This is a genomic window from Corallococcus carmarthensis, assembly GCF_003611695.1.
Lineage (GTDB): Bacteria > Myxococcota > Myxococcia > Myxococcales > Myxococcaceae > Corallococcus > Corallococcus carmarthensis.
In genome coordinates, this window is sequence record NZ_RAWE01000019.1 from 1 (window position 1) to 12,068 (window position 12,068).

Here is a 12,068-nt window from a genome sequence, read left to right on the forward strand (position 1 = left end):
GTAGAAGCCCCCGTCCCGCCCGTCCCGGTACACCCAGGCGGGCCCCAGCCCCTCGAAGTGCACGCGGTAGTAGTCCCGCTGGTACGGGGTGTCCGTCCACCACTCACCACCCAGCCGCTCCGGCCCCGCCATCGCCGTCACCCGGTGCCGCCGTCCCGCGAGCCGCGCCGCCAGCAGTTCCCCGGACGGCGCCACCTCCGCCTCCAGCCGGGCCGGCTGGGCCAACAGCCGCGACGGCCGCTCCCGGGCAGCGCCCGCCTCGCGCCAGACGGTGATGGGCGGCGCGGGCTCCAGAGCCTGCGCCGCTGGCGCTTGCGTGGACAGCAGGCCGCGCCGCGTCTCCGGCGGGTGGAAGGCCCGGGGCGTGTGCGCGGACTCCGGCCGGTGCACGGCCTCCAGGGACGCGGCGAATAGCGCCTCTTCCCCCAACGTCGTCGCCAACCGCGACAGCACGCCCTCCAGGGCCGCGTCCCCTTCCGGCGCGTCCCCCAGCGCGAGCTGCTGGCCCAGGTCCTCGTCGTGCGCGTCCACCCGCACGGCGACCTCCGCCACCGGCCGCTCCAGCCGCAGCTCCCCCAGCTGGTGCCGCGCCAGGTCCAGCAGCAGCTTCGCGCGCGCCGTGGGCCGCGCCAGCAGGAGCGGCACCTGGGCTTCGCCAGTGGGATCCAGGCGCAGCACGAAGGTGAGCCGCACCGCCGCCCGTTGCCGCCCGGAGAGCCGCGCGCCCAGCCGGTCCAACAGCGTCTTGAGCGCGAACTGCACGGGTTCGAAGGTGTCCGCGGGCGCGTCCAGCACCACCCGGTCCTCCAGCGCCTCCTCCAGCGCCTCCGGAGTGAAGGGCGTGTCGTCCACACCCCGGCACCGCGCATGGGCCCGGGCCGCGCCCGCGCCTCCGCGCGCCGTCACCGCCCCGGCAGGCAGCGCCGCCACCTCCCCCAACGTGGACAACCCCAGGACGGAGAAGGCCCGCGCCGCGGTGTCCTCCAGCGCGCTCAGTGGCAGGGGCGCCAGCGCCCGCGCACCCTGCCCCTCCGCGACCACCTCCACCCGCCGGGAGCCATGCCGCGCCAGCACCCGCGAGGTGAACGCCTCCGACGCCACCGTCACGTGCGCCCGGTAGCCCTGCTCGCCGCAGACCTCCAGCACGCGCGCGCCCAGCTCCAGCTCGCCGCCCACCAGGTGCGCCGCGCTCGCGTCGAACCACAGCCCCTCCGGCGCGTCGCGCTGGAAGCCCGGACACAAACCGAGCAGCGACTCCCCCAGGGCGCTCAGCGCCTGGGCCTCGTCCTTGGGCCGGTACGGGAAGTGCCGCAGCGTGGGCTCCAGCGCCGTGGCCGCCGTCAGCGTCATCCCCGGCCGCACGCCGGCCTTCAGCGCGCGCGTGGAGGCGAAGGCCACCCGGCGCTGTCCGCGCACCTCCTCCACCAGCGCCAACGGCTGTCCCGCGAGCGCGGGCGACTCAATGACCTTGCGCTGCACCGGGAAGCGCGTGACGTGCAGGTAGCCCTTCCGCATGGCCCACCGTCCTCAGCGGCCGCCCGGCGACGGCCCGGCGAGCGCATCACCCAAGGCAGGCATGGGCGCGTCGCGGCCGGGACGCTGGCCCAGGATGCCCAGGCCGTTGCGCACGCGGTCTCCCGGGTCGCGGTAGAAGCCCGGCCCCGCGTCCCCCGGCTCCGCCACGTCCGCGTCCAGCATCCGCGCCCCGGCATCCAGCCCCACCTCCGGGTAGAGCTCCCGCCAGGGACACACGATGCGCGTCCCCACGCCACCGCCCCGGCTGCGCTCCAACTCCACGGACCAGCCCTGGACGCCGCGGGCCTCCAGCCGCAGCCGCGCGAGCCCGTCCGCGGGAGCCTCCGGCGACGTCAGGAGCAGCACCAGCGTCCCGCCCCGCGCCGCCGCGTCCGCGAGCTTGCGCGCCTCCGACAGGGACAGCCGCTCCGGACGCCCCGGGGCGCCCACGCCGAGCGTCAGATCCAACACCACCGCCGTGAAGGCACCGCTGCGCGCGAGCTGCACGGTGGACCACACCCGCTGCGCGAAGGCCCGGGGCCGCACGACGAGCAGCCGCTCCAGGTCCACGCCCAGCGCCGCCGCGGCGGGGGGATAGAGCTCCTTCGGACCATCCACCCACGCGCACAGGCGCAGCTCCCGGTGCGCGGACGCCACCGCGCGCAGCGCCAGGCTGGTGCGCCCCGACGCCGCCTCGCCGCACAGCTCCACGGAGTGCCCCAGCGGAAGGCCGCCCTGGGGCAGCAGCGCGTCCACCGCGTCCACGCCCGTGCGCAGCACCGACAGCGCGCGACGGGGCGCCGCCTGCAGTTGGCGGATCCGTTCGCGCAGCTCCTCCACCACGCCCAACCCCGACCGCTCCACCGCCGCGCCCATGTCGCCTCCTCGCGTGCGCACCGCGCGCATGGGGCCAGTATCCGAAGCCGTCTGACACCCCGGCAGGCGGTATTCCGAGCGGGTGGAACCTGTCGCGTCGGGTGCTCCGCTCGACGGGAGGGGTCGGATCCGCGCGCTTCACTTTTCTTGGCACCGGACATGACAGGTCACGTGCCGGCCCACGAAAAAGGGCCCCGCGTGCTTCGCGGGGCCCTTCGGGTGAGGCGCGCGGATCAGCTCCGGGCTACCCGGCGCACAGCACCTTTACTTCGACCTTCGTGTCGCCCACGCGCCGCAGGCACGTGCCCAGGAAGAAGATGCGCGCGGGGCGGTCGCCGCTGGGGGGCTCGTAGCGGAAGTCGCCGTTGGCCGCCGTGCACGTCTGCACGGATCCGTCCGAGCGCGTGACGTTCACCACCGCGAGCCGCGGATCCGGCAGGTTCACCACCGCCACGCTCTGCGCCACCGTGGCCAGCTCCGCGATGTCCAGCAGCGTCTGCTGGTAGCTCGGCTTGCAGATGGAATCCAGGTTCGCCTTGGTCACGTCGAACGCCTGCGCCATGGCGCTCTGCCGGTAGCCGGGCCCGTAGGACGTCGGGCAGTCGACGTTGCGCACGTAGGTGGTGCTGCCCACCGTCTCCGTCGTCAGCTCCGCCCGCTTGTCCGTCAGCGCCACCGGCCCGATGGTCGCCCACAGCACCTCGCGCGACGCCCCCCGGCCATCCCGCAAGGACTGGAACGCCTGGTAGTACTCCGACACCGGGGTCAGCTGATCCCCCTGGGCGGTGCACGAATCCACGGACGTGTCCTGCCCCAGCGCCACCGGGGGCGGGCGCTGCTCGGAGCTGCAGTCCTCCTCGTCCGACACCACCACCACCAGCAGGCGGGCGTCGTCCCGCAGGAAGCCTCCGTTGCCCCCTTCCGCCAGCGGCTGCGTGGCCAGGGGGGAGGCGACCGCCAGCCGCACCGCCTCGAAGGGCGCCTCCTGGCCGCTGCCGGACGTCCCCTGATCCACCAGGCGCTGGAACTTGGGCAGCAGCTGCGGATCCGAGCTCTCGATGAAGCGCTCGGCGGTGGGCTGGTTTGACTCGTCCCGCACCGGTTGCAGCTTCCCCTCTTGATCCGGGAAGGAGCGGAGCACCTCCCCTCCGTCCGGGAAGCGCTGGCGCTGGTACACGGAGGTGGTGATGACCCCCACGCGGAAGTCCTGGATCACGCCGCTGCCCGCCTTCAGCGCGGTCAGGAAGGCGGGCAGCTCCGTCGCGATGCCCAGCTGCTCCTCCCGCATGGATCCGGAGTTGTCGATGACGAAGAGGATGTCCGTCTTCTGGGGGGCCACCACCGGCGGCGTCGCCTGGCAGGCCTCGGGAACGGTGGAGCCTTCGTCGTCCACGGGAGAGTGGCAGCCGAGCGCCAGGAGCGCGGACAGCGACATCAGGTGGGCGCAGGTGTGGAGCTTCACATCGGCCTCCAGTGCGGGGGCGCGCGCTCGCGCACCGCATCAAGCGTGAGAGGGGGCAAGCATGCCCCACCCCTTCGCCGGACGCGAGACTTCTAGGCCGTTACAAGGAGGAGCGTCGTACAGCCGACGAGGCACGGAAATAACGCACATCGCGTTTGCCATGTCCGGTTTGGTTGTTACGTTGGTTCATCCGTCGCAGAAAACAACCGGATGGTTCACCGGCCCGGCCGCTTGCTGACCGGGTTCAAGCAAGGAAGAGGCCGAACTCCCATGTCTGACGAGAAGAAGAAGGGCACCGCGGCCAGCGCCATGCCCACCGCGATGGCCCCTCCGGGGCTCATCAACAAGGAAGACATCCCGCAGGTGCTGCCCATCCTGCCGCTGCGCAACAGTGTCTTCTTCCCCGGTGGTGTGCTGCCCCTGGCCGTCGGCCGCCAGAAGACGATCGCGCTGATCAAGGACGCCGTCCGCGACGACCAGGTCATCGGTGTCGTGACGCAGCGCCGCGCCGAGGAAGAGGATCCGGGCGCGTCCGACCTGTACACGATGGGCACCGTCGCCCGCATCGTGAAGCTGCTGAAGATGGGCGAGGACAACTACTCGCTGGTGGTCCAGGGCCTCGCGCGCTTCCGCGTGATGGAGCTGGTGCAGGAAGCCCCCTACCTCAAGGCCCGCGTCGACGCGGTGGAGGACAAGACCTCCTCCGAAAACGTCGAGGTGGAGGCCCTGGGCATCAACCTGAAGAAGCTGGCGCGCGAGGTCATCGAGCTGATGCCCGAGCTGCCGGCCGCCGCCACGGAGCTGGTGGAGAGCATCACGCACCCGGGCCACCTGGCGGACCTCATCGCCGCCAACGTGGACGTGCCCATCGAGGAGAAGCAGGCCGTGCTGGAGACGGTCGACCTCAAGGCGCGCATGAAGCTCGTCCTGGAGCTGCTCAACCGCAAGCGCGAGATCCTCAAGCTCTCCAACAAGATCGACTCCGCCGTGAAGGGCGAGATGTCGAAGACCCAGCGCGAGTACTACCTGCGCCAGCAGCTCAAGGCGATCAAGGAAGAGCTCGGCGAGATGGGCGAGGAAGAGGAAGAGCTCGACGAGCTCCAGGAGCGCCTGAAGAAGGCCGCCCTGCCTCCTGAGGTGGAGAAGGTCGCCCAGAAGGAGCTCAACCGCCTGAAGACGATTCCGGCGGCCTCCAGCGAGTACACCGTCGCGCGCACCTACCTGGATTGGATCGCGGACCTGCCGTGGTCGAAGATCAGCGAGGACAACCTCGACATCGAGAACGCGCGCCAGCAGCTGGACAAGGATCACTTCGGCATCAAGAAGGTGAAGAAGCGCATCCTGGAGTACCTGGCCGTCCGCAAGCTGAAGAACGACATGCGCGGGCCCATCCTGTGCCTCGTCGGTCCCCCGGGCGTCGGCAAGACGTCGCTGGGCCAGAGCGTGGCGAAGGCCACCGGCCGCAAGTTCGTGCGCCTCAGCTTGGGCGGCGTGCGTGACGAGGCCGAGATCCGTGGCCACCGCCGCACCTACGTGGGCGCGCTGCCGGGCCGCTTCATCCAGAGCATGAAGAAGGCCGGGACGAAGAACCCGGTCATGATGCTGGACGAAATCGACAAGCTGGGCGCGGACTTCCGCGGCGACCCGAGCGCGGCGCTGCTGGAGGTGCTGGACCCGGAGCAGAACAGCACGTTCAGCGACCACTACCTGGACGTGGCGTTCGACCTGTCGAAAGTCATGTTCGTCGCCACGGCGAACCAGCTGGATCCCATCCCCGGGCCGCTCCGCGACCGCATGGAGATCATCGAGCTGACGGGCTACACGTTCGAGGAGAAGCAGGCCATCGCCCGCATCCACCTCGTGCCGAAGCAGCTCAAGGAGCACGGCCTCAACGGGGACCACATCGAGGTGCAGGACGACGCGCTGCTCATCCTGACCACGTCGTACACCCGCGAGGCGGGCGTGCGTAACCTGGAGCGCCGCATCGCGGACATCTGCCGCGCGGTGGCGGTGGAAGTGGCCGGTGGCAAGCTGGACAAGCAGACCATCAACTCCGAGCGCGTGAAGGAGATCCTCGGGCCCGAGATGTTCTACTCGGAGGTCGCGGAGCGCACGGAGGTTCCCGGTGTGGCGACGGGCCTCGCGTGGACCGCGGCGGGTGGCGACCTGCTCTTCATCGAAGCGACCAAGATGGCGGGCAAGGGTGGCATGACCCTGACCGGCCAGTTGGGCGACGTGATGAAGGAGTCCGCCACGGCGGCGCTGAGCTACCTGCGCAGCAAGGCGGAGGCGCTCGGCATCCCGTCCAACTTCCTGGAGAAGACGGACCTGCACCTGCACTTCCCCGCGGGCTCCATCCCCAAGGATGGTCCTTCGGCCGGCGTCACCATCCTCACCGCGCTCACCAGCCTGCTGACGGGCATCCGGGTGCGGCACGACACGGCGATGACGGGCGAGGCCACGCTGCGTGGCCTGGTGCTGCCGGTGGGCGGCATCAAGGAGAAGGTCCTGGCGGCGCACCGCGCGGGCATCAAGCGCGTCATCCTGCCGGAGCGTTGCCGCAAGGACCTCATCGACGTGCCGGATCAGGCGAAGAACGAGCTGGAGTTCATCTTCGCCACGCACATGGACGAGGTCCTCAAGGCCGCGCTGGAGACGTCTCCGTTCAAGGAGGGGGCCGCGATTCCGGCCACCACCACGGACACGCCCCCGGCGGAAGTCCGGGCGTAAGGCTCGGCTTCAGCTCCTGATGTGAAGCAGTGACGCGGGCAGGTTCCTTCACGGGGACCTGCCCGTTGTCTTTGCGGGGGCGGGTCCCCTGCCCTGCTTTTCGTTCAGTGCGGGTGCAGCACGAGCGGCAGCGTGGCGGGCCCGCGCACCACCAGCGTGCGGTGCCACGTCATGGGCTCCGGGCCGGCCTGCAGGTGGCGGAAGGTGTCCAGCAGCGCCTCCAGGGCCAGCCGTCCCTCCATGCGCGCCAGCTGCGCGCCCAGGCAGAAGTGGACGCCGTGGCCGAAGGGCAGGTTCTGCGGGACGGGGCGGGACAGGTTGAAGCGGTCGCCATCCGGAAAGTGCGCGTCGTCATGCGCGGCGGAGCCCAGCAGCACCAGCACGGGAGCGCCCTTGGGCAGGCTCACCCCGCCCACCTCCACCGCCTCCGTGGTGAGGCGCGGCGCGGCCTGGGCGGGCGGCTCGTAGCGCAGCACCTCCTCGATGAAGGCGGGGATGCGCGAGCGGTCCGCGCGCAGCTGGGCCCAGATCTCCGGATGCTCCCTGAGCACGACGAGCGACGCGCCCAACAGGTGCACCACCGTCTCGATGCCGCCCACCAGCAGCAGGGCCATGAAGGCGATGAGCTCGTCCTTCGACAGGGCCTCGCCGTCCACGCGGGCTTGTTGAAGCTCGCTGACCAGGTCCGTGCCGGGCGTGCGGGCTCGGGCGTCCAGCACCTCGCCGAAGTACTGGCGCAGCTCCGCCACCGCGTCGCGGGCCCTCTGCTTGCGGTCCTCCTCCTCCGGCCGGACGGTGGTGACGCCGCCGGTGATGAGGTCCGCCCACTGCTTCAGCCGCGTGGTGCGCGAGGGGTCCAGGCCCAGCAGGTCGCTGATGACGGCGGCGGGGATGCGCAGGGCGTACGGGGGCATCAGGTCCACCGGGACGCCCCGGGGCAGCTCCGCCACCGCCTGCCGGCAGATGTCGCGCACGCGGGGCTCCAGGCGGGCCATGGCCGCCGCGCCGAACGCCTTCTGCACCAGCACCCGCAGGCGGCCATGCTGGGGCGGGTCCAGGGTGAGCATGGATTCGGAGAAGGGATTGCCGCCCAGCCACGGCGGGTTGGTGGCCACGCGGAAGCCCTGCGAGGAGAAGCGCTGGGGGTCCTTGAGGACGCGCAGCACGTCTTCATGGCGCGACACGGCCCACATGCCACCGGGCTCCACCTGACACACGGGGGCCTCGCGGCGCATGCGGGCGTAGGTGGGATAGGGGTTGGCCTTCACTTCCGGCGACAGGAGGTTGAAGCGCTCGCGCATGCTGGGCATACGCAAGCTGCGAACGAAGCTGGCACCACCAGACGCCCCGGCACCTTGAGGTGCCTGCCACGCGAAGGAGCGGACCAATGAAGTACGCCAACCTGGGTCACACGGGCCTGCGGGTCTCCCGCATCTGCCTGGGCTGCATGAGCTACGGCACTCCGAAGTGGCGCCCGTGGGTGCTGGATGAAGAAGCCGCGCAGCCCTTCTTCCGCCGCGCGGTGGAGCTGGGCGTCACCTTCTTCGACACCGCGAACATGTACTCGGACGGGGTCAGCGAGGAGGTGACGGGCCGCGCGCTGCGCAAGTACGCGAAGCTGGACGAGGTGGTGCTGGCGACGAAGGTCTACTTCCCCACGGGCAGCGGCCAGAACGAGCGCGGCCTGTCGCGCAAGGCCATCACGCAAGCGTGCGAGGCGAGCCTCAAGCGGCTGGGCGTGGACACCATCGACCTGTACCAGATCCACCGGATGGACCCGAACACGCCCATCGAGGAGACGCTGTCCGCGTTGGATCAGCTCGTGCGCCAGGGCAAGGTGCGCTACCTGGGCGCGAGCTCCGCGTACGCATGGCAGTTCATGCGCGCGCTGAGCGTGTCCGAGCGCAACGGCTGGGCGCGCTTCGTGTCCATGCAGAACCACTACAACCTCGTCTATCGCGAGGAGGAGCGGGAGATGCTGCCCCTCTGCGAGGCGGAGGGAGTGGGCGTCATCCCCTGGTCGCCGCTGGCGCGGGGACTGCTCGCGGGCTCGCGCAAGTCGCTGGACGACAAGGAGTCCACGACGCGCGCGGGCTCCGACACGCTGTCGCCGGTGCTCTACAACCAGCCCGGGGACTGGGACGTGGTGGAGGCGGTGAAGCAGGTGGCGGAAGCGCGCAAGGCCCCGCCCGCGCAGGTGTCCCTGGCGTGGCTGCTGTCCAAGCCCGTGGTCACCGCGCCCATCATCGGCGCGACGAAGCCCGAGCACCTGGAGGACGCGGTGAAGGCCGTGAACCTCAAGCTCACGCCGGAAGAGGTGAAGGCGCTGGAGGCCCCCTACAAGCCGCACGCGGTGCGCGGCCTGTAGGCCCTGAAGCGGTGGACGCGCCTCAGGGCTCCTTCACGAGCGCGTCCACCTTCTTCTCCAGGGGCTTCACGTCCTCGAAGAACGAATCCACTGAGTGCGCCGGGGCCACGCGCAGCACCGGCGGCAGCAGCGACCGGGGGAACTCCAGCGACTCGCTGAAGGGCTCGTTGCCCAGAAGCTCCGACACGTTCGTCAGCACCAGCACACCCACCGACGCGATGACGAGCCCGCGCACCACGCGCTTCGCGCTCCAACGCGTCACGTAGCGCAGGTGCCAGTAGATGCCCCACCCCACCAGCCCCAGCACGGCCAGCATGCGCACGAAGCCCAACCCCGCGCCCAGCGAGAAGCTGAAGCTCAGGAGCGAGAACAGCGGCGGCGCCACCGCGAAGCCCAGCAGCAGCAGCGCGCCAATGGTGGCGTGCACGCGGAAGTAGAAGCTGCGCCGCGCGATGCGGCTCGCCAGCGACCAGCCCCCCGCCCACAGGAGCGCCAGTCCCAGAGGCAGCACGCTGGACAACAACAGGTCGCCCCAGTCCGTCTTCTGGAACTGGGTCACCCGCTCGGAGATGAAGGACATGGCGACCAACGCCTGCATGGCCAGCGCGAAGGCCCGGGGGCGCTCGAAGAAGCGCTCGCGCGGCGAGGCGGCCGCTTCGTTGACGACGGTGTCCTCCACCACGAAGGAGCGCGGCCGGAAGCGCAGCACCGTGTCCCCCACCGACACGCGCGTGTCCGGGGTGAGCACCAGCTCCTTCACCGCCACCCAGGGCTCCACGCTGAACGTGCCGTTCACGCTGCCCACGTCGCGCAGCACCACCGCGCCGTCCTCGCGCCGCTCCAGGCGCAGGTGTTCGGCGGAGACCTTCGGGTCGTCCAGGATGATGTCGTTGGCGTAGCCGCGCCCCACCGTCACCGGCAGCGTGTCCAGCCGGTGGCGTGACTGGACGGCGTCCCCTTCCAGCACCTCCAGGAAGATCACTTCGTCCACGACAGACCCTCCAGGTAGCGGCGCGCCAGCTTGCGTGCGTTGTCCGCGGAGAAGCCGCCCAGCGTGAGGCTGGTGTCCACGCCGTGCGTGGAAGCGTTCAGCGTGGCCGCGCGCAGCACCAGGTCATAGAGGCCCGGGAAGCGGCGGTAGGCGCGCAGGCAGAGCGCGGCGCGCACCGTGAGGCCATTCACGTTCACGAACTCCGACTTGCAGCGGAAGTTGGTGACGTCCTCGCGCGTGGCGGCCACCGCGTCCGGATCCTGCGAGAAGAGCGTGCTGTAGAGCGCGGAGAAGCGCATCGCGCCCAGCTTCTGGCTTTCGACGTGCTGGTGCAGGTAGGCCACCACACCCGTGCGGTGGCTGGAGGACAGGAAGATGTCCTCCTCGGAGGAGCACTGGTAGCTCGTCACCGTGTAGGGCGTCTCCGGATCATGCGGCGTGTCGCCCCAGCACTTGAGGAACGGGCTCCAGCGGCCGGGGACGCGGTACTCGCCCAGCGCCTGCTTCGGCAGGTCCGTGGCCATCAGCCGGTCGGTGATGCGCTGCTGGTTGGCCAGCAACTGCTCCTGCACGGACGTCATCAGCGCGGCCGGGTCCGGCGGCGCTTCCTGTTGCAGCGCCCGGTCCAGCAACGTCCGCGCGCGGGCCACCGGCACGAGGAAGCCCACCTGGTTGCCCATGGTGGCCACGTTGACGCCCACCACGCCACCCTCGCCGCTGAGCGTGGGCCCACCGCTCATGCCGGGGTTGATGGCGCCGGTGAAGTGCACGCGCTCGTAGAGGGCATCGCGCACCAGGCCGTTGTAGGTGCCCTCCACGATGGTGGTGCCCAGGTCGCGCGGGTTGCCCATGGCGAACAGGCGCGTGCCCTGCGGGGGTTCGTGCTCCTCCAGCTTGAAGTAGTCGCTGACGGGCGCATCCATCTGGATGACGGCCAGGTCGCTCGCCACGTCCACCGCGAGCAGGCGCACCGGCACCGTCGCGTCGCCCCGGTCCAGCTCCGCAGTGTAGTCCTCCGGGTGGAGCACCAGGTCGGAGACGACGTGGTAGTTCGTGAGGGCATGGCCCTTCGCGCTCACGAAGAACGCGGAGCCGATGGAGGACTTCGTTCCGGAGCGGCGCTCGATGATGCGCACCTGCGCGACGCGGCCCTGGATGCGGCGGAACAGTTCATGCGTGGCCGGGGGCAGCGAGGCCACCGGCAGGGGCGGCACCACCGCGTCCGCGACGCCAGCGTCCGGCGCCGGAAGGACGACCGGCGGGGCTGGGGACGCCGAAGGCTCCGGAGGGACCACGGGCCCCTGCGCGAGCACGGCGACAAGGAGGAGGGAGAACATGGGCGGCGGCAACGTATCCCACCGCGAGCTCCACCGGGGGACGCTGTCGCCCTCTGTTGAGAGGGACTACGAAGCGGCCGGCCCCTCCCCCTGCCTGCGGCGGCGCCAGGCCGCGTAGGACACCAGCAGGGCTCCGGCCAGGGTGCCCGCCAGCGCCCCCGCGAGCCGCCGGGACAGGACGCCCGTCACCGGGGCCTCCATGCGGAAGGTCTCCAGCGAGGCGCGCACCCCGGGGGCCAGGGCATCCCAGCGGGCGGCGGGCGCGCTGACCGTCACCACGGCGTGGCGGCCTTCGGAGGCCAGCCCCGTCACCAGCACCGTGCGCACCTGCCCTGCCTCACGCAGCGTGCCCAGCACCTCCACCCGGGGCACCGGCCCGCCCACCCGGTCCACCCGCTCCGGTGTGAGCGCCACGCCCAGCTCCCGCTGGAAGTGCTGGACCACGGCGGTGGAGAACGCGTCGCGCTCGGATGGGCTGGCGGAGAAGCCCCCGTCCACCACGGCGATGAGGAACGTGGCCGCGTCGGCCCCCTCCCCGTCCGCCAGCGCCGCGGACAGGCCGCGCGTGCGCATGGAGTCCTCCGACACCGCGCCCACGTGCGAGCCGGTGTAGCGCTCCCAACGCGTCATCCGGAACGCGTCCGGCGGACGGAAGCTGTAGCCATCCCGCCGCAGCTCCGTTCCGAGCGCGCCGGACAGCGACAACCAGACACCGGTGAGGACGGGCAGGAGCACGGGCCCCGAGGATAACCCCGAAGCCCGCGCCGTGCCCGCGCCCCTGCCCCGCCG

General features: G+C 71.2%; 9 protein-coding genes. 2 read left to right on the forward strand and 7 right to left on the reverse strand.

The window, feature by feature from the left end:
• The 3 genes from D7X32_RS08095 to D7X32_RS08105 form a co-directional block, all read right to left on the reverse strand.
• Nucleotides 1-1,515, reverse strand: a 1,515-nt coding sequence (locus D7X32_RS08095) for a Y-family DNA polymerase (protein WP_147450075.1), incomplete at its 3' end; no start/stop codon positions are given.
• Nucleotides 1,516-1,527: 12 nt separating this feature from the next.
• Nucleotides 1,528-2,391 (reverse strand): ImuA family protein, encoded by an 864-nt coding sequence (locus D7X32_RS08100; protein ID WP_120601933.1) that lies wholly within the window; start codon nt 2,389-2,391, stop codon nt 1,528-1,530.
• A gap of 244 nt (nt 2,392-2,635) precedes the next feature.
• Nucleotides 2,636-3,853 (reverse strand): vWA domain-containing protein, encoded by a 1,218-nt coding sequence (locus tag D7X32_RS08105; RefSeq protein WP_120601934.1) that lies wholly within the window; start codon nt 3,851-3,853, stop codon nt 2,636-2,638.
• Between the two features lie 270 nt (nt 3,854-4,123).
• Between D7X32_RS08105 and lon the strand changes: the two genes are divergently transcribed.
• Nucleotides 4,124-6,583 carry an endopeptidase La gene (gene lon / locus D7X32_RS08110; RefSeq protein WP_120601935.1) on the forward strand — a complete coding sequence of 820 codons (2,460 nt, stop codon included), beginning with the start codon at nt 4,124-4,126 and terminating at the stop codon, nt 6,581-6,583.
• Between the two features lie 104 nt (nt 6,584-6,687).
• Here lon and D7X32_RS08115 read toward each other — a convergent pair whose 3' ends face one another.
• Entirely contained in the window at nt 6,688-7,893 is a 1,206-nt protein-coding gene (locus tag D7X32_RS08115) for a cytochrome P450 (protein ID WP_279635567.1), read from the reverse strand.
• A gap of 77 nt (nt 7,894-7,970) precedes the next feature.
• Between D7X32_RS08115 and D7X32_RS08120 the strand changes: the two genes are divergently transcribed.
• The gene (locus D7X32_RS08120; RefSeq protein ID WP_120601937.1) at nt 7,971-8,951 is read left to right on the forward strand and encodes an aldo/keto reductase; all 981 of its coding nucleotides are present in this window, start codon (nt 7,971-7,973) and stop codon (nt 8,949-8,951) included.
• Nucleotides 8,952-8,973: 22 nt separating this feature from the next.
• On the opposite strand, the gene D7X32_RS08125 is transcribed toward D7X32_RS08120, so the two are convergent.
• The 3 genes from D7X32_RS08125 to D7X32_RS08135 form a co-directional block, all read right to left on the reverse strand.
• Nucleotides 8,974-9,942, reverse strand: coding sequence for an FHA domain-containing protein (locus D7X32_RS08125; protein ID WP_120601938.1), 969 nt, complete (start codon nt 9,940-9,942; stop codon nt 8,974-8,976).
• On the reverse strand, nt 9,930-11,279 hold the full coding sequence (locus D7X32_RS08130) for a S1 family peptidase (protein ID WP_120601939.1): 1,350 nt from the start codon (nt 11,277-11,279) through the stop codon (nt 9,930-9,932). The genes D7X32_RS08125 and D7X32_RS08130 overlap by 13 nt, the downstream gene beginning before the upstream one ends.
• A 66-nt stretch (nt 11,280-11,345) precedes the next feature.
• Nucleotides 11,346-12,014 (reverse strand): hypothetical protein, encoded by a 669-nt coding sequence (locus D7X32_RS08135; protein ID WP_120601940.1) that lies wholly within the window; start codon nt 12,012-12,014, stop codon nt 11,346-11,348.
• Between the last annotated feature and the right edge of the window lie 54 nt (nt 12,015-12,068).